The organism is Actinomycetota bacterium (assembly GCA_030650795.1).
GTDB lineage: Bacteria > Actinomycetota > Actinomycetes > S36-B12 > S36-B12 > UBA11398.
The window spans coordinates 14,476-31,542 of record JAUSDJ010000021.1 but is presented as its reverse complement, the minus strand read 5'-3'; the positions used below and the strand labels follow the sequence as shown (position 1 = coordinate 31,542).

Below are 17,067 nucleotides of genomic sequence, written 5' to 3'. Positions count from 1 at the left end.
CTTCGGTTCATGCTGCTTGTCCTTGAGTTTCTTCTTGCCATTTTCGCGGGAGTACTCGCAGGCGCGGTCGGCGGAGGCGGCGGGATGCTGTTCGTGCCGATTCTTGTGTTCAGCGGTCTGACGCCCGTGGCTGCTGTCGCAACCAGCAATATCGGAATCCTGGTCACAGCTGCGGCCGCCACATTCAGCAATGCTCGAGCGCACCTGGTTCCCTGGCGGCGAGTGATCATGATTGGCATCCCCGCCGTGATCATCGCTCCACTTGGTGCGTTTGTCGCTCACCATCTGCCAGGCACTGCACTGCTCCTTGGTTTCGCTGCTCTGAATCTGCTCAACGTGGTGCTCACGAATCAACGCATCGATGCCGAGGACGCCGAGAATGCGCATCACACCAACGCAGCCACTGCAACGCAGATTGCTCTCACTGGTGGATCTGGCGGCTTCCTCGGTGGACTCTTTGGCATTGGCGGAGGCTTGATCACAATCCCGCTGCAGATCCTGTGGCTCAACACGCCCATCAAAGTTGCTGCGCGGGTGTCACTTGCCGTGATCGTGATGTCGAGCACGGCTGCCCTACTCGGACATGTGGCAAGCAGTGCCGACATTGATTGGCGGGCAGGGATTTTTCTTGGATTGGGCGGTTTGATTGGCGCGCCCATCGGCGCTCACCTCTTGCGTCGCATGACTCCGCGCATGGCAACTCGGCTATTGCAGACTGTGTTGATCGGCGTTGCCATTCTGGTCACGTCCAAGGCGATCGCAGGCTGATCAACTGGTGAGCATGCCCCCATCCTGTGCGACCGAGACTGCGTCCTTGCGCGAGTTCACGCCTAGCGCCTGGTAGATCCGAAGAGTCTCCTGGCGAATGGTGGACTCGCTGAACCCAAGATCCTCAGCAATGGACCGATTCGTTTTGCCATCGCGGATACCTCGTAGTACGAGTACCTGACGTTCGGAGAATCCGGAGTCCTCGTCACCGCTGCCCTCGGAGCCGCGACGCTGCTCTGTACCGCTCATCATCGAGAGCCGTAGTTCCAGCAGGCTGACGACCGCAGAAACAAAGGGCTTACTTGCTGGGTTCTCCGGGAGCGGCTCGGCGAACGTTAGGACAAGCACCTGTTCGGGGATGGTCACGCGATTAAGCGGGGCTATCACGACGGCGCCGCGCACGCTCGGTTGCAGGCTGTTGGGGATCAGCCGACTAAGGCGCGTGCCACTTTCTCCCCAAGATATGTCGCCCTTGGACAGCAAGCTCGACAGCGCTGGGTGGGCACTGAGCACGATCTCATGCACGATGTACGCATCCGCAACGCCATACGAAGATGTCAGGGTCAGCGTGCCCTGCGCGTTCACTGAGAACAGCAGCACGGTTTCGCAGGACCACGAATCAAAGATGCGCAAGGCAAGGAGCCTTGTCAGCTCATCCCACTTCGGCGTGCGCACTAGAGACTGAGCCAACAAGGTCAGCCGCTCCACCCGATCAGGAGCATTATTGGATGTGGCAACTGGCCGGTTCTCTGCTAGGACCATCGATACCTCTGACTAGTGTGCGCCACGGGCACGAACATAGTCACTTACAACGTAATCCCCCAAGCGGTCACTTGATGCCGCGAGCACGCGTCCACCATTGCGGCGAGCCATCTGATCAAGGAAGCGCTCCAGGCTTGGATCAGTGCCGAGTCGGAACCAGGAAATCGGCACCTTGCGACGAGTCATGAGATCGATCTGCGCCACGGTCAATGCGATGGTTTCATCGCTTGGCGGCCAGCTGAAGCAGGAGTAGCCCTCGTTGTCGATGTAGGCAGTTGGCTCGCCATCGGTGACCACCATGACTACTCGTTGCGCTGAGTGATGCTTGTCGAGGAACCGGCCGGCGAGCATCAAGGCGTGATGCAGGTTGGTGCCTTGGATATAACTGGCTTCAAGCTCTGGCAACTCATGTGGCTTCACCACCTGTGCAACATTGGCGAAAGAGATGATTTCCAGGGCATCCAGAGGATAGGCACTTGCAGCGAGCGAGTGGAGTGCCAGCGCCATGGTCTTCGCGGCGCCCCAAGTGTCACTCATCACCATCGAGAAGGACTGGTCGATCAACAGGCACACAGCGGCACGCGTGCGCGTCTCGGTTTCATGCACTTCGAAATCTTCGGCGCGCAATTTCAATTCAGCATCACCGCTCATGATCTTGCGATTCACAGCATTGCGAACCGTGCGAATGACATCGATGGGCTGTTCATCGCCGAACTGCCAAGGACGCGTCAGACCCGTGATCTCGCCGGCAGCTCCAGTGCGATGCACACTGTGATCGCCTTGCTTGCTGACGTCGAGCGAGGAGAACACCTCCTTGAGCGCTGAACGACCGATGCGTCGAACCGCCTTGGGAGTGAGTTCAAGTCGATCTCCATCGCGCTCGAGGTAGCCCTCCTCCTCGAGTTGACGTTGGATGTCGCGCATGGCACGCAGATCATCAACGGCCTGCCGACCGAGAGCGCGTGCAACTGCCTGCTCGTCAATGTTGTCCAGGTTGGCACGCGCATCGCTGTCGCTGAGCTGATCCATCAGCGCTTCAAGATCGGCCAACTCTGCAAGGGCTTGAGTTGCATCGGGAAGTCCCAGAGGTTCGTCACCACTCATGCTTTGCTTGCCCGACCAAGAGAATTCCGGGCGCATCGTCTGGAGGTTCTGTTGCAAGCGCGACATCTCATCCTGCAAGCCCATATCAGACAAAGCCTGCTGCATCGCCTCGGCAAGTTCGGCACGTTGTTCTGGGCTGAGTGAGTCCATCATGCGTTGCATTGCTGCTGCCTGCCGCGCAAGCTCGTCGATGAACTCTTGAAGAGTTTCGGGGGCGTCTGGGAAGAACTCAGAATGCTTCTCTTTGAAGTCTTCGTAATCTTGCGATGCATCCTCGCCACGTTGATGCTTCTCGAGCATCGCATTGAGGTCTTGCATCATTTCTTTCATCGCAGCGCGCGACTCAGGTGAGTCCATCTGCTTCATGCCTTGAGTCATGTTCTTGAACTGCTGATCGATGACATCGCGCTGCAGGCGATCCTTCAACTCCTGGAACTTCTGCGCGGCCTCGGGTGACTGCCAGTCGTAATCGGCAAGTTGCTGCACTGCGCGGCCAATTTCATCGGGCACAGTGTCGAGCATTGCCTCGCGGAAACGGGCGTCATCCGATGGATCTGGGAACAGCGCAGTGCGTTCTATCGTCAGCGCCTGATCGAGCAACTCGCGTAGATCGGTGAGCAGCCCATCCATCCGCCCAGACTTCTCCAGCTCGCGGCGACGCTTCTGCGCCTCGCGGAACATGTCGCGAAGACCATCGCGCTTTGACAGTCCCTCGCGGAACATGTCGCGGAATGCATCCTTCAGCGACTGCCCTTCGAGCAGTCTGCGGCCGATCTCATCCATGCCGCCACCGGCATCGACCGGGGCGGCAAGTGGATCGGGTCCGTCATGGAAGGACCCATACCGGAAACGACTCATGCGGCCCCGTAGCGAATGACCCCATCGACCTCGTCCTTATCAATCCGACGGGTCAACCAGAGACCTTCAATCGCAAACTCAACACAGGAAGCTGCAAGCCCCGGTGATTCAGCAAGATCCGGCTCTACTGCTTGCAGCAATTTGCCAAGGCCCTCGAACTTGCCGAGCTCTCCGATCAATGACTCCCCAGCAGTCTCATCTCCGGTCTGCAAGGTGTTGCCCTCGTCGAACCACTCAACAAGTGAGGTGAGCACCGGACGAATGTCATTGCCACCGAGCAGCAATCGCCAGGACTCAGCCGTCGCACGACGAGCCAGGTGCTGAAGCAACTCCTGCTCACGGCCCTCTTCGCTGACATCGAACTCGACCTTGCCGCGCAAGGTCGGCACAACGCCCATGAGATCTCCTACACGGGCAACGGGCTCACGCTCGCCGGTGATGGCCGAGCGACGAAGCGCTGCACCCGAAAGCGCTTCTGTGCAGGCGATACCGAAACGAGCTGAAACACCACTGCGCTGATCGATCGAAGATGAGCCGCGGACCTCATTGGTGAATCGAGCCACGATGTCGAGCAAATGGCCAGGAACAACGGCCTGGATTCTGGACTCTTGGCGAATCAGGTCGATCTCATCATCAATGTCGAGCGGGTAGTGAGTACGGATCTCAGCACCAAAGCGGTCCTTCAGCGGTGTGATGATGCGGCCTCGGTTGGTGTAATCCTCGGGGTTGGCACTGGCAACAACCAAGAGATCCAGTGGAAGGCGCAGGTTGTAACCGCGAACCTGGATATCGCGCTCTTCAAGCACGTTCAGCAATGCAACCTGGATGCGCTCCGAGAGGTCAGGCAACTCATTCATCGCGAAGATGCCGCGGTTGGTGCGCGGGACGAGTCCGTAGTGAATGGTCTCAGGGTCACCCAAACTGCGACCTTCGGCGACCTTCACCGGATCAACATCTCCGATGAGGTCGGCAACGGAAGTGTCAGGTGTCGCGAGCTTCTCGCCGAAGCGCTCACTGCGATGGCGCCACGAAACCGGCAAGGCGTCGCCCAACTCCTCAAACTCCCGACGACACCCAGCACAGATCGGCTCAGCCGGATCGTCGTTGATCTCGCAGCCCTGTATCACAGGGATCCACTCGTCAAGGAGAGCGGTGAGGGTTCGGATAAGACGGGTCTTGCCCTGACCACGCTCACCCAGCAGCACGATGTCGTGCCCTGCAAGCAGTGAACGTTCGACCTGTGGGATGACGGTGTCGTCGAAACCCAGGATCCCCGGGAGGCTGGGTTCCCCCGCGCGAAGTCGCTGGAGCAGGTTGGTTTGCATCTCCTGCTTGACGGTGCGCGATTCGTAGCCAGAGGAGACAAGCGCACCCAAGGTGGTAGGCAGGTCAACGGGGACAGAAGGGGCGAAGTTGGTCACATGCAGACCGTACGTGGCTGGGCGCCTTAATGCCAGAAAACGCCCTTCAAGCACCTTCAATTGGCAAAGTGCCCGCGCTCACAAAAGGAAAGTTCACCAAGGTGAACTTCAGTCCGAATCCTCATCCACTGAGCCTGGCGCAGATTGCCGGCGCGCCGCCCTGACCTGCTCTGGCGTCAGGGCCGAGCCACCGAGTCGAGCCGGTATCCACCACAAGTCCTCACCGGCCGGCTTGGGATAGCGCGCAACCGTCTCATCAAGAATTTGGCCCATCACTGTGCGGAGCTTGTCGGTTTCGGCGTGGGCATCGGCTCGCTTCTCAATCATCATCGGCTCACCGATGGTGATGGCGATGGTCTTGCTGCGAGAAAGGTCGCGGTGCCCGTAGCCCAAGACTCGCTGTCCGCCGAAGGTGATCATCGGAATGATCGGTACTTGCGCCATCGCGGCCATGCGCACCGCTCCGCTCTTGAACGGCAAGAGCTCGAATGACCGACTCATCGTGCTTTCCGGAAATACGCCCAGGAGCTCGCCGCCTTGCAACATGCGAACCCCTGCACGGAATGCCTCAGAGCCAGCATCGCGATCCACACTGATGTGACCCATCGCTCGCATCGGAGGACCAGCAACTGGGTGCTTGAAGATTCCGTCTTTGGCCATGTACCGCACGAGTCGGTGGCCAGCGCGATCAGCAGGGATACCTGCGAAGATGTAGTCAAGGAAACTCACGTGATTGATCGCCAGGATTGCCCCGCCAACGGCGGGAAAGTGCTCTTGTCCTTGGACATCGAACTTCAGTCCGAGGAGTCGAAGCATCCCCTTGGCCGCAAACACGAGGGGTCGATACACCGAATCTGCCATACGCAAAGGCTAGTCACGCGGCAAGATCAGTGCCTTGGACTCTAATTCGGCGTTCAGGACTCTTCGCGCAGACAATGGCGGAGGAGCATTTTCGATACGTGGAGGTAAGCAGCATGTGGAGCAATCGTGTCGTCGTTGGATTTGATGGCAGCGAAACCTCGCTTCTGACTGCCAAATGGGCCGCCGCCGAGGCCGAACTAAGGGGGCTCGGACTCACATTGGTCAATGCGCTCATCCTGCCAACATCAGGCGGCACTTTCGGCCCCGGCATGGCCGTAGGCCTGGACACCTTGGAAGACATTCGTAAGTCTGCGCAAACCACGCTCGATGAAGTGGCTGCCACATTGGCGGGCAAGGACGTGCAGTCGATCGTACAAATCGGATCCCCGACTGGTGTGCTGCTTGAAGCGAGTGAAACCGCAGCATTGCTTGTCGTCGGCTCGCGCGGACATGGCGGGTTCAAGGAGTTGCTGCTCGGGTCGGTGAGCTCCCAGCTCGTGGCCCACGCTGACTGCCCCGTGATCGTCATGCGCTATGAGACCGACGCCGCGAAGGATCGCATCGTCGTCGGCATCGACGGAAGCGAGGCGTCCAATGCAGCCGTCGGATTCGCATTCGCCACTGCCAGCCTTCACAAGTGGAAGCTTGTGGCAGTGCATGCCTGGGATGTGCCCTCCTTTGACTTGGTGATCATGCCTGGAACACCTGTCCCGACGAACTTCGAGAGCATCAATGACTCAGAGGTGCGCTTGGCAGCCGAAGTGCTTGCTGGCTTTCAAGCCGAATACCCAGATGTCGAAATCGAGCAGGTCGTGACACGTGGGAATGCGGTGAAAGCGCTGCTCGAGGCTTCGCCTGCGGCAGCCATGATCGTTGTCGGCACTCGTGGACATGGCCAGGTCATGAGTTCTGTGCTGGGTTCGGTCAGCCACGGCGTGCTGCACAAGGCAAAGGTGCCGGTAGCAGTCGTTGGAGAGCCCGTCGAGAAGTCTTGAGCAAAGCAACCACACCCGCAGTCGCACCTCATCGCTAGCCTGAACCCATGGCTAACGGCGATCAACTGGTGTGGGTGGACTGCGAGATGACGGGATTGCTCCCCGAAACCGATGAGATCGTCGAGATCGCCTGCATCGTCACTGACGCAGAACTCAATGAACTCGACGCGGGCATCAGCCTCGTCGTGAAGTGCAACGACGCACCTCTCGCGGCCATGGACGAGTTCGTCGTGAACATGCACACCGAATCCGGGCTTATCGACGAGATCCCCCTCGGCATTACTCTTCACGATGCCGAAGCGCGGGTGCTGGCGTACGTCAAGACACATGTGACCGAGGCAGGTAAGGCGCAGCTCGCTGGTTCCAGCGTCTACGTCGACCGCGGATTCCTCGCCAAGTACATGCCTGAACTCGATGGCTATCTGCACTACCGACTTGTCGATGTGTCCAGCATCAAAGAACTGGTGCGTCGTTGGTATCCGCGTACGTATTACGGCCTGCCCGAAAAGCACGGCAATCACCGAGCCCTTGGAGATATCCGCGAATCGATCGCTGAACTGCGCTACTACCGCGAAGCCGTCTTCGTTGCGCAGCCCGGGCCAGACTCGGCAATAGCCAAGGAACTTGGCATGCGTCACGTGGTCGACCACGCCCAAGGGAGCGAGTCCGGCCAGTAGGTCATCCGCTACGATTCCATTTCCGCGCGAGCGGGTGACGAGGTTTTCAACTGCGTCATGGTGGGTGTAGCTCAGCTGGTAGAGCACCTGGTTGTGGTCCAGGACGCCGCGGGTTCAAGTCCCGTCACTCACCCCACGAAAAGTTGTTGCAGCGCAACAACTTTTAGCGATTCGCTCCTCCCCATGTCAGCAGTGTGTCAGCATAAATGACACAGGGAGGGGCAATTTCATGGCCTGGATTAGGCGCAGGACACGCAGCGATGGTCTCGTTTCGATAGCCGTTCAATGGCGGGACATTCGCGGAAAGCTCCAGTCGGAAACGTTCAGGGAAACTGACGAGGCCGCCGCCAACGAATTCCTGCGACTCGTTGAGGGCAGTGGCGGTGACTGGCCTCCTCGTTGGGTCAAGGGGGAAGGGTTCCCTGCGGCCGTGTCGAGTGTGACGGTGCGGGCCGCCGCCCTGGCGTGGGTGGCGTCGAACACCCAGGCATCCGACCGGACCCGAGCCGAATACCGGCGCTCGCTGGATCGGTACCTGCCCGAAGGCGACCCGTTCGGAGAATGGCCCGCTGGGCTTGTGAAGCACTCTGATGTTCGCAAGTGGATAAGGCGGCTTCAAGACCGGCAAGTGGTAACGAAGAGAGGGGATTCTGCTGACACGCTGTCAGCAAAAACGATCCGAAACGTCCATACGGTCGTGTCGGCGGGCTTCGATCTGCTGCTGCGGGACGGAGACATTTCGTCGAATCCCGCACTTGGCGCTGCACCGAGCCTCGGGGACAAGCCAAACGATCATGTGCTGACCGTCGCGGAGTATCGAGCGCTCCTGTCCTACATTCCCCTTCACTACCGACCATTGATCGAGACGCTCGTGCGAACCGGCTCTCGATGGGGCGAGGCCACCGCGCTTCTGGTCGGTGACGTCAACCCAGACGCAGACAACCCGCGTATCCGAATAGACAAGGCCTGGACTGAGGGCGACAGACGCGGCGAATACAGGGAGGGCACCCCCAAGACGCAGCGGGGCTACCGAAGCGCCGCTATTGATGAGGCGCTGCTTGCGACGCTCGCGCCTCTCATGGTCGGTCGAGGCCGCGACGAGTTCCTGTTCACGACCGCCACCGGGCGGGTCGTCCGTCATAACAACTTCTACGCCCGAATTTGGGCTCCTGCCGCGACTACTGCGTTCCAATCCGGGGAACTCACGTTCAAGCCCCGCATCCATGACCTTCGACATGCGCAAGCGACCTGGCTCCTGGAATCCGGGGTACCTGTGGGCGAGGTTGCACGTCGCCTGGGACACGATCCCATCACCCTCATGCGGGTCTACTCGCACGTGTTGAACCCCGATACGCGGGCAAGCGCCAATGTCATCACCCGGCTGCTGGGTTCCACAGAAGGCGTGGAAGTGAACACCGCGATCGCTGCGCCTCGCAAGAGCCGGGCAAAACCCAAAGGGGTCAAGAAGACCGACCGCGACGCGAAGGGTTCGTCCGAAAACCCGAGGTGATCCCGGCGACCGACCCACTGACGACAACGTTGGACGCCTTGACCTCCGCCGCGCTCATCCACGCGTCAAGGTCAGTGATCTTGAACCGCAGCGTCCGGCGACCATGCCGGTAGCCGGGAAGGTCACCATGACGGAACGCAGCCTTGACGTAGTCGGCAGTCAGAGACGTATAGGCGGCAGCTCCATCTGCAGTCAGCCACGCAGGTGAGATAGTCACTGTCAAGGTTGGTTCGCCTATCTTGACCTGCGCTCTCGCCATGCTGTCCCACCTCCTTTCGTGATCGCCACTCGTCCCTATGCCTGGTCAACCACGCAACCCGTCTGGTGCCTCGCAAGTTGCGCCGACAACGGATGTCTCCGCTTCAGGTTGAGTGCATTGCGTCAGTCGTCGAACCAGCAGAGCTCGAACCACGCCACCCACTGAGCAGCGACGATGTAGGCCTCCGCGCTCGCGGCTGCGCCCAAGGCGCAGACGACCAAGTCCCCGCATTCAAGAACTCCTGAGTCGTTGACGCCTAACCAGTGCTGAGCATCGAGGCCCTGGCATTCCGGTAAGCACGGCTGCACTGATGACTCAAGGGCGATGCTGGCGGCCCAACAGGCGACGTTGCTCAGGACTGCTGAAGCAATGTGTGGCGGGATCTCGGGCACCAGGAAGTCAGCCATGAGTGCCCCGGCATCGTCGAGTCGCTGGACCACGACTTCGGTTCGGTTCAATCCAACTGCGATCAAGTCTCGACGGTTGAGCGGTGTGTCAGCAGCCAGCGCATCTGCGACGTCGTAGAGCAGTTGCATCGCGTAGCGAAGTCTGTTGAGTCCCGGCTCCCATTCGTTGGCCGGAGACATTGCCTCGTCAAGCCATTCAATGACGTCCATGACGGTCCTTTCGCAGAGTGCTGGTCGAAGACAAGTGCTGTCACCTCTACAACGGTGCGACCCCCTTGGTACCTCGCATTTACGGCGTCACATCGACATCCCCGAACTCGGGAGGCCCGTGCGTCTGCCGTATGAAGGCCTCGCCGGGCCCCGAGTAGGTCCGAGGGCGCTGTGGGGTGAATCGAGGTGTTCGGCACGGCCGGCGAGCACTGCGTGGACTCTCTCGAGGACTTCGTCGTCGAGGTCGGCAGGGTGCCACTGTGCGGCTGCTCGCATTTCCTTGTCCGTGAGGTAGTCCCGGGCATCGGCAACGAACAAGGTTCGTCCACGGGCACGACTCGCGCTGACGTACAGGCTGGCCGCGTCTTTGGTCGGGGAAAGCGAGGCAATGTGGATTTCGCTGGTCTGGCCCTGCACCGTGTGCGTGGTTCCGACGTAGCCGTAGTCCAGATGCCTGAGCAGAGCATTGGGCTTCAGGCGGCGCTGCTTCCCATCGTCGAAACGGACGCAGACTTCGTCCCGGCCTGCGTGGACGACTACCGCGCGGTCGCCTCGGACAAGCCTGCGCGCGGGATCCCGATGGCTCAGTGGAGTGCGAACGCGTAAGACCGTGCCAGGGGCCAACACTCGCTGGCCCGAGCGTCCTTGATAGATGACCGCTGCAGCCGGGTCGATGGTGTGTGCTGCGAGGAGCTGAGCGTGGATGCGGTCGTTGAGGTCATCAACCTCAGCATTGGTGACCGCATCGCACGTGACGTTGTCAGCGCCATGTGTGCTGATCGCGCGTACCACCGTGGTAGCGACGAGATCAAGCTTGTGCTCGCGATTGCGGGCAACCAGAACGGCACCATCGGCGGTGAGGTGTTCCCACGCGGTGTCGAGATCTCGGGCGTGCAGAGCGGCTGCGACCACCCGACCTACTTCGGTGCGCTGCCGCTGGTTGACCTCGAGTCGAATCACGGAGTCCGGCTGTGCTGAGCACAGGACGTTGAAGGCGTCGCCGGCTCCCACTGCTCGCAACTGGGCATGATCGCCCTGCAGGACCAGACGCTTGCCCTTCTGCGCGCAGTAGTCGGCGACTCGCGCGAGGGTTGCAACGTCCGCCATCGATGCTTCGTCGACCACGATGACCCGAGCGTGCACCGGCTGACCGCTAGTGATCCGATGGACCAACGCGGTCAGGTTCATCCACGGCGCACCCGACTCGTGACCTGCTGCGGAAGCGGCGCGCGTCGCGGTGGACGTCACCAGCAATCCGTACCGCTCGCCGTTGAATCCCATGTGAGCCGCCGCCAGGACGCTGGTCTTGCCCGAACCGCCGACGCCTGAGATCAACGTGACCGGTGCGGTGCCGTCCACGATTGCCTGCACTGCGCGCTGCTGTTCGCTAGACAACTGCCAACCGCGGTCGACCTCGAAACGGCTGATGCCCGTCCCTGTTCGCCAGGTCAGCCCTGGAGCCTGGTAAGCGCTCGTGGACATGCGCTCCAACAGGCGAGCCTCGGCCTCGAGTGCGGACTTGGAGATCCATTGCTGCCCGCCGCTGCGCATGCCGCGGTCCCGTGATTGGTGCGCACGGACGAAACCATCCTGGACAACCACGCGCGTGATGAGCGAACGTTCGGCTTCGGGCATGCCAGCAGTTGCCAGATCCACGATGGATCGGATCTTGGCCAGACTGGTGACGGACTCGTGCCGGCAAGCGACATACGACACCCAGTCGACCCAGTCACGGTCCGACCACATCGATGGCGAAGCGAACCGCTCCCCCGTCGCGTCGCGCTCCGCCGCAAGGTCCACTCCAAGTTCGCCGGCACGCGTGAGTACCCGTTCGCGCAATTGCGCCCAGGTCGGTTGCTCATCAGCCTTCGCTTGGGTGGCTCGCGTTTTCGCGGCACGATTGCGGGCACCTCGACCCGACGTGGAAATGGGTTGCCCGTCGTCAGCGTCGGCCTCTTCCGCCAACACCGCCTGACGGCCGCGGGAGAACGCCCACAAAGTGTCGTCGCTGAATCCACCTGCCTCCCATTGCGCCGTCCGCGGGCTAAACCACACCTCCCCCAACAGACCTCGAGCCTGGGCCTCGGCGAGAACGAACTCCTGACCCCACGCAGCGAACCGCGGTGCGTTCACATGCAACTCGCGCCCACCGTCGGCCATCGTGCGGACAATCCCGTCCTGTCCGACGAGCACGTTAGGCAAGGTGCAGTGCACGTGCAGGTGCGGGTCGCCGGCACGGGAAGAGATCTCAGTCGCGATGAACCCGGCCCAACCATCCGCTGGCATCAGCATGACGTTTTGGCCTTCCCCGCGATGGCCGGTCGAGCAGAAGCCCGCCTCAGCCATCAGCCGTTCGAGCGCGCGCGTTGCCGCAGTCTCCATAACGTCCAGCCATTCCCCAGCCACGACAGGATCTCCGGTCAAGGCATATAGGCTGATCGACTTCGGAAGTGTCAACGTCAACTCATACCCGGCATTGCCGACCGGCTCGCGGCGCGACGACGCTGCCTCAGCGGCTCGCCACACCCGCTCCCCAAGTTCCTCGTCGCTCAACGTCTCCACCTCAAGTGCGTCCAGATCCAACTGCTGAACCGCGTCGGTATCCCGGCGCGCGGCGACCGGGCCGAATAGGCGGGCGCGAGTCGAGCGACCAAGTGCGGAATGCAACTCCGACTCCTCCACATTCGCGCCAGCACGCGCTGCGGCGCGAAGCAGCCCGGTCGCAGTCAGGAACGACACTGACCTGCCTCGCTCAGCACCTCGGGAAACGGCGCGCCACCAGTTGCCCGCATCCCGCGACGCGAAGACGCTCCCCGGGCCGAGGCCAGCCCGGCACATGGCGGCGACAACGACATCATGGATCGGCCCGGCTGGAACACGCGCCAGTTGCGATCGCTGCATCTTCACCCCGCGCGTCAGATACCGACCCGAGAAGGCCAACTCAATGTGCAGGTAATCGACAGGGTCGACGATGAGTTCGCCCGGTCGAAAGCCGATGAGTTCTGCGGTGGCACCGGCCCCGACGAATCGCACGCGTCGCGCGTCCTCCGCGCCCGCACCGACCCGATAGGCAACCTGCACGTTCCCGACTCCGGTGTTGCCAGTGACGCGATACCAGACCTGACCCATCCCAGCAGCCGTCTGACCGATGATCGTCACCTTCGCGTGAGCCGTCATCGCGACACCGGTGAATCCGGATTCCAAGCCGGATAATTGATTCTCGTTCTTGAGTGGTTCGTGATCGTGCTAATTGGCATGGATTTGATTGGTTGGCTTGGAGCTCCTTTGATCGATTCTTGTGTCGTTCGATGTGATGTCTGTCCGGGATTGAGTTCGCTTCTTGGGCTACTTGGCACTTGCTGCGGTTGAAGGGTCATACCCCTTCAACGGTGCGACCCCCTCGGTACCTCGCAATTACAGAAATTCCATGGAAGTACGCGCCCCGGAGTGGGTGTCGCTTAGCCATTTGGCTCGTATGGATTCAGTCTGGAATACATCCTGAGTGCACACATGTGCGGCCTATTCCGTCGTCCCTCGACCGTGGACGTGACCCAAGCTCTCCAGCTCGTAGGAGGAAGATATTTAGCATGACGGAGCAAGATGAGAATCCCGATGTCCCGGGTTCATTTTTCGACATGCGCCAGCAAATACTCTCTGCAATCAATTCGAGGATCGTATTGCTCGTTGGTCTTGCAACGCTGAAAGACCCTTCGTCAAATGTTCCTGAACGACATCGAACGGCGGCAGAAAATCCGGAACATATCGCGAGCCTCAATGCCGCCACAGTGGTCCAAATCTTCGGACACATCGAGGGTTTTGTGGAAGGCGCCGGAACTAGGTTGGGGCCGGCGATTGTTGCGGCAAGAGCGCAGCAGAAGGAGGAATTTCGGAAGATTACGAAGCAGGCAAACATTGAGGCGCGGGCCAGGGGAGTATCCGAAGAGGGGATCAAGTTACTTTCCAATATCGGGATGAAAGCATTCGAAGCACTGCGTCCTGGTACCCCCCGAGGCCGTCTCGATCTGACCCTTGACAGGCCTGAACGGTGGGAAGATGCGCTTCGTCGAATCTGGTTGGGCGCTCCTCCCGATAGGCCTCTACCGAAAGACCTTTCCCAGACATTGAACGAGCTGGCTCAAGTTCGAAACGTTCTATTGCACCGGATGGTGCGGATAGATCGAGCTGGGCTGGCGGCGGTGATTGAGGGGCCGTGGACTCAAGAGGACGAACTCGTTCATATCGACGGAGAAATTTACAATCGCTATATCGCTGCTCTCTGGACCTATGCCGAAGAGATACAAGACCGCTTCCTCATCGTCCTGAATTCTCCGCCTCGAAATCCCTCGCTGGAAGACTGGCGAAGTCGTAAACCTGCGGGTGGCTAGGTCCGTTTTGTAGTCCTACCGGCCGTCCTAAACCCGGAGAAACCTCCGACAACTCCTAGACCGTTTACGCCACTTTCAGATGCTTACTGCTGTCCTAGTTGCTCGACCACCCGTGGACTTGAGCCTTCTGGGGTGTTTGCGTTGCCTGGGATTCCTACCCACTCAGCTGGTCGTAGAAGTATCGGGGCAGGCGACCTTTGCCCATTTCCGGGAATCGAGGTCGGTCATCGCAGGGGGTGTCTGCTGAATGTTCAATGGCTCGCAGTTGTCAGTCCTCTGCCTAGACTAGACACATGCCGAGTCGTGAGGAAGCCGCTCACGCTCTGTTAGAGCGTGCAGAGCTCAGACGCCAGGAATTTAGTGCGCGCATCGGCGACAGGCACCGAAGCAAGTTCGGCCAGTTTTTCACTCCTGGCCAGGTTGCGCGCCACTTAGCGTCCCTGCTGGACGTCCCGAAGGCGGGTAAGTGGCGAGTAGTGGATCCAGGTGCGGGGACTGGGAGTCTGACGGCCGCGGTTATGGCGCGAGCCATCGAAGCAGGATTCAAAGGGAATATCGCTTTCACGGCTTTCGAGATTGACGAGTCATTAGCGGTTGGCCTAGATGAAACCCTCGAAGAGTGTGTGGCCGCAGGGGGTGAGTTTGGAATCACTGTCACGACGGATCGACATACCGACGACTTTCTGAGCTGGGTCGCCTCGCACGACCAACACGGAGGTCAGGAACTAACGAGGTTCGATGCGGTAGTTATGAACCCGCCCTACAAGAAGATCGCACGCGGTTCACGGGAACGACTGATGGCTGAGAACGCAGGTTGCGGGAGTCCGAACCTTTACACGGCATTTGTGACTATGGCGCTGCGTGTAATGGGCGATGGTGGGCAGATCGTCGCTATTACGCCCCGGAGTTTTGCTAACGGTCCCTATTTCCTATCGTTCCGCCGGGACCTGCTTCTGCACACTTCGTTACGCCACGTCCACGTGTACGAGAGCCGCTCCTCGGCGTTCGCAGACACCGAGGTACTGCAAGAAAACGTGATCTGGCGGGCAGATGTCGGGGCCAAGCGTGGAACCGTCGTCATCTCCCACAGTGAATCGCCAGCCCATGAGGCTGTAAGTCGGGCTGTTCCACATAAATCGGTGGTATCTGATGACGATGGCAACCTCTTTCTGCACTTCCGTCTCGACGAAGACGCTGACGCGGTGGCTGGACTAATGGAAGCAATGCCAGAAACGTTGACGACGCTTGGCGTGGAAGTCAGCACAGGGATTGTTGTGGACTTCCGAAGCCGCGAACACCTAAGTGAAATCGCCACCCCCGACACAGTGCCCATGGTTTACCCCGCGCACTTAAGAGGTGGAGTGTCGCATTGGCCTGATGGCGTTGAAAAGCCGAGTTATTTTGTAGCCACCGATACTTCACGGAAGATGCTTCTGCCTGAAGGTTGGTATGTTGTTGTCAAGCGTTTCAGTGCGAAGGAAGAGAAACGTCGGGTAGTTGCCTCACTTTGGGATCCCGTGCTGAACGGTGGCCCCGTCGCCTTCGACAACAAAACAAACATATTTCATATCCGCAAGCAAGGGTTGGACGAAGAGGTAGCTAGGGGCCTAACTGCGTATCTGAATACGCGATTCGTTGATGAAGCCTTCAGACAGTTCAGTGGGCACACACAAGTGAACGCCACTGACCTCAAGGAACTTCGTTACCCGACCGTGGACCAGCTGAGAATAATGGGCCAACGCCTCGAGAGTAGCGCGCCTTGGGGAGATGAAATGGACGATCTGCTCGTGGCATCTATGCGGCCCGAACGGAAGTCAGCATGAATGCTCTCGACAGTGCTGGCGTTCGGACGGGCCAAGCAATCATGGCCCTGAAGGACCTGGGGCTTCCAGCAGCCCAGCAGAACGAGCGCACTGCGCTGGCGTTGCTCGCGCTTCTTGGGATGACACCTGAGACGCCATGGGCAGATGCTGCAACGCCGATGCTCGGTATCACTCAGATGATGGCGGTGTTCCGTGACCATTGGGGCAAGGACTACGCGCCGAACACGCGCGAGACAGTGCGTCGACAGTCCGTTCACCAATTGATCGCGGCGGGAGTGCTCGTTCAGAATCCCGATGACCCAACACGTCCTGTGAATTCCGGAAAGAACGTCTATCAGGTGACGCCCGAAGCCTTCTCGGTTCTGACCGCATTCGGGACTGATGCCTGGGCTGCCCTCGCTAAAGGCTACAGAGAAGAAGTGGGTTCGCTTGTCGAGCGCTGGGCGATGGAGCGTTACCTTCAGCGGATCGCAGTCACCCTTCCGAATGGTGAAGCAATCACGCTTTCGCCAGGAGGCCAGAACCCTGTGATCGTTGCGGTCATCCAGGAATTCTGCTCGCGCTACACACCCGGTGGTCACGTCCTTTATATCGGTGACGCAGATGACAAGTGGGTCGTGCGCGAGGACGAGGCGCTCAGAGCGCTTGCGATTGATGTTGATGAACATGGGAAAATGCCAGATGTTGTCATCCACGACGTGTCTAGGGGCTGGCTCATACTCGTCGAGGCAGTAACGTCGCATGGGCCCATGGATGCGAAGCGAGTTGATGAACTCAACAGGCTGTTCGCTAGTTCGACTGCCGGGTTGGTCTTCGTCACGGCCTTTCCTGATCGCGCGACATTCAAACGATGGGCCGGAGATTTATCGTGGGAGACGGAAGTGTGGCTCGTAGCCGAGCCGTCACACATGATCCACTTCAATGGAGATCGCTATCTGGGTCCTCATGAGCGCACCGTGTCCGACTTCATGTGGAACGAATGACGGCCTAGCGTCGTCAATACCCGTGTAGCCCCTACCTCAGGATG

General features: G+C 59.8%; 14 protein-coding genes and 1 tRNA gene. 8 read left to right on the top strand and 7 right to left on the bottom strand.

The genetic code is table 11. The features are described from left to right. Positions 1 to 9: 9 nt before the first annotated feature. Complete coding sequence (locus Q7L55_06225) at positions 10 to 768, top strand: sulfite exporter TauE/SafE family protein (protein ID MDO8732152.1); 759 nt, start codon at positions 10 to 12, stop codon at positions 766 to 768. Here the strand turns inward: Q7L55_06225 and Q7L55_06220 are convergent, their stop codons facing one another. The 4 genes from Q7L55_06220 to Q7L55_06205 form a co-directional block, all read right to left on the bottom strand. After that, positions 769 to 1,530, bottom strand: coding sequence for a helix-turn-helix transcriptional regulator (locus Q7L55_06220; protein ID MDO8732151.1), 762 nt, complete (start codon positions 1,528 to 1,530; stop codon positions 769 to 771). Positions 1,531 to 1,542: 12 nt separating this feature from the next. Then, entirely contained in the window at positions 1,543 to 3,492 is a 1,950-nt protein-coding gene (locus Q7L55_06215) for a hypothetical protein (protein ID MDO8732150.1), read from the bottom strand. Continuing rightward, positions 3,489 to 4,913, bottom strand: coding sequence for a sigma 54-interacting transcriptional regulator (locus Q7L55_06210; protein MDO8732149.1), 1,425 nt, complete (start codon positions 4,911 to 4,913; stop codon positions 3,489 to 3,491). The genes Q7L55_06215 and Q7L55_06210 overlap by 4 nt, the downstream gene beginning before the upstream one ends. Positions 4,914 to 5,021: 108 nt before the next feature. After that, positions 5,022 to 5,774: a lysophospholipid acyltransferase family protein gene (locus Q7L55_06205; protein MDO8732148.1), complete on the bottom strand. Its 753-nt coding sequence runs from the start codon at positions 5,772 to 5,774 to the stop codon at positions 5,022 to 5,024. A gap of 113 nt (positions 5,775 to 5,887) precedes the next feature. Between Q7L55_06205 and Q7L55_06200 the strand changes: the two genes are divergently transcribed. From Q7L55_06200 to Q7L55_06185, 4 genes are all read left to right on the top strand, one after another. Then, the gene (locus Q7L55_06200; protein ID MDO8732147.1) at positions 5,888 to 6,769 is read left to right on the top strand and encodes a universal stress protein; all 882 of its coding nucleotides are present in this window, start codon (positions 5,888 to 5,890) and stop codon (positions 6,767 to 6,769) included. A gap of 47 nt (positions 6,770 to 6,816) precedes the next feature. Next, positions 6,817 to 7,446 (top strand): oligoribonuclease, encoded by a 630-nt coding sequence (gene orn / locus Q7L55_06195; protein MDO8732146.1) that lies wholly within the window; start codon positions 6,817 to 6,819, stop codon positions 7,444 to 7,446. Positions 7,447 to 7,506: 60 nt separating this feature from the next. Next, positions 7,507 to 7,582: transfer RNA gene (locus Q7L55_06190), tRNA-His, on the top strand. 93 nt (positions 7,583 to 7,675) lie between these two features. Then, positions 7,676 to 8,956 carry a site-specific integrase gene (locus Q7L55_06185; GenBank protein MDO8732145.1) on the top strand — a complete coding sequence of 427 codons (1,281 nt, stop codon included), beginning with the start codon at positions 7,676 to 7,678 and terminating at the stop codon, positions 8,954 to 8,956. Here Q7L55_06185 and Q7L55_06180 read toward each other — a convergent pair. From Q7L55_06180 to Q7L55_06170, 3 genes are all read right to left on the bottom strand, one after another. Continuing rightward, positions 8,907 to 9,215: an excisionase family DNA-binding protein gene (locus tag Q7L55_06180; GenBank protein MDO8732144.1), complete on the bottom strand. Its 309-nt coding sequence runs from the start codon at positions 9,213 to 9,215 to the stop codon at positions 8,907 to 8,909. The two genes, Q7L55_06185 and Q7L55_06180, sit on opposite strands and share 50 nt — an antisense overlap. A 122-nt stretch (positions 9,216 to 9,337) precedes the next feature. After that, positions 9,338 to 9,832 carry a hypothetical protein gene (locus Q7L55_06175; protein ID MDO8732143.1) on the bottom strand — a complete coding sequence of 165 codons (495 nt, stop codon included), beginning with the start codon at positions 9,830 to 9,832 and terminating at the stop codon, positions 9,338 to 9,340. A gap of 87 nt (positions 9,833 to 9,919) precedes the next feature. Next, on the bottom strand, positions 9,920 to 13,009 hold the full coding sequence (locus Q7L55_06170; GenBank protein MDO8732142.1) for an AAA family ATPase: 3,090 nt from the start codon (positions 13,007 to 13,009) through the stop codon (positions 9,920 to 9,922). 410 nt (positions 13,010 to 13,419) lie between these two features. Here Q7L55_06170 and Q7L55_06165 point away from each other — a divergent pair, with 410 nt between their 5' ends. The 3 genes from Q7L55_06165 to Q7L55_06155 all read left to right on the top strand — a co-directional run bounded on the left by Q7L55_06165 (position 13,420) and on the right by Q7L55_06155 (position 17,023). Beyond that, positions 13,420 to 14,217, top strand: a complete 798-nt coding sequence (locus Q7L55_06165) for a hypothetical protein (GenBank protein ID MDO8732141.1) — start codon at positions 13,420 to 13,422, stop codon at positions 14,215 to 14,217. A 293-nt stretch (positions 14,218 to 14,510) separates the two neighbouring features. Continuing rightward, on the top strand, positions 14,511 to 16,040 hold the full coding sequence (locus Q7L55_06160; protein MDO8732140.1) for an Eco57I restriction-modification methylase domain-containing protein: 1,530 nt from the start codon (positions 14,511 to 14,513) through the stop codon (positions 16,038 to 16,040). After that, positions 16,037 to 17,023, top strand: a complete 987-nt coding sequence (locus tag Q7L55_06155) for a BsuBI/PstI family type II restriction endonuclease (GenBank protein MDO8732139.1) — start codon at positions 16,037 to 16,039, stop codon at positions 17,021 to 17,023. Before Q7L55_06160 ends, Q7L55_06155 begins: the two co-directional genes overlap by 4 nt. The last annotated feature ends 44 nt before the right edge of the window (positions 17,024 to 17,067 follow it).

Excerpts from the sequence above, each read along its gene's own strand:
- Q7L55_06220 (MDO8732151.1), bottom strand. The coding sequence starts at position 1,530 with ATGGTCCTAGCAGAGAACCGGCCAGTTGCCACATCCAATAATGCTCCT.
- Q7L55_06200 (MDO8732147.1), top strand. The coding sequence starts at position 5,888 with ATGTGGAGCAATCGTGTCGTCGTTGGATTTGATGGCAGCGAAACCTCG.
- Q7L55_06170 (MDO8732142.1), bottom strand. The coding sequence starts at position 13,009 with ATGACGGCTCACGCGAAGGTGACGATCATCGGTCAGACGGCTGCTGGG.
- orn (MDO8732146.1), top strand. The coding sequence starts at position 6,817 with ATGGCTAACGGCGATCAACTGGTGTGGGTGGACTGCGAGATGACGGGA.
- Q7L55_06205 (MDO8732148.1), bottom strand. The coding sequence starts at position 5,774 with ATGGCAGATTCGGTGTATCGACCCCTCGTGTTTGCGGCCAAGGGGATG.
- Q7L55_06180 (MDO8732144.1), bottom strand. The coding sequence starts at position 9,215 with ATGGCGAGAGCGCAGGTCAAGATAGGCGAACCAACCTTGACAGTGACT.
- Q7L55_06155 (MDO8732139.1), top strand. The coding sequence starts at position 16,037 with ATGAATGCTCTCGACAGTGCTGGCGTTCGGACGGGCCAAGCAATCATG.
- Q7L55_06175 (MDO8732143.1), bottom strand. The coding sequence starts at position 9,832 with ATGGACGTCATTGAATGGCTTGACGAGGCAATGTCTCCGGCCAACGAA.
- Q7L55_06185 (MDO8732145.1), top strand. The coding sequence starts at position 7,676 with ATGGCCTGGATTAGGCGCAGGACACGCAGCGATGGTCTCGTTTCGATA.
- Q7L55_06165 (MDO8732141.1), top strand. The coding sequence starts at position 13,420 with ATGACGGAGCAAGATGAGAATCCCGATGTCCCGGGTTCATTTTTCGAC.
- Q7L55_06225 (MDO8732152.1), top strand. The coding sequence starts at position 10 with ATGCTGCTTGTCCTTGAGTTTCTTCTTGCCATTTTCGCGGGAGTACTC.
- Q7L55_06160 (MDO8732140.1), top strand. The coding sequence starts at position 14,511 with ATGCCGAGTCGTGAGGAAGCCGCTCACGCTCTGTTAGAGCGTGCAGAG.
- Q7L55_06215 (MDO8732150.1), bottom strand. The coding sequence starts at position 3,492 with ATGAGTCGTTTCCGGTATGGGTCCTTCCATGACGGACCCGATCCACTT.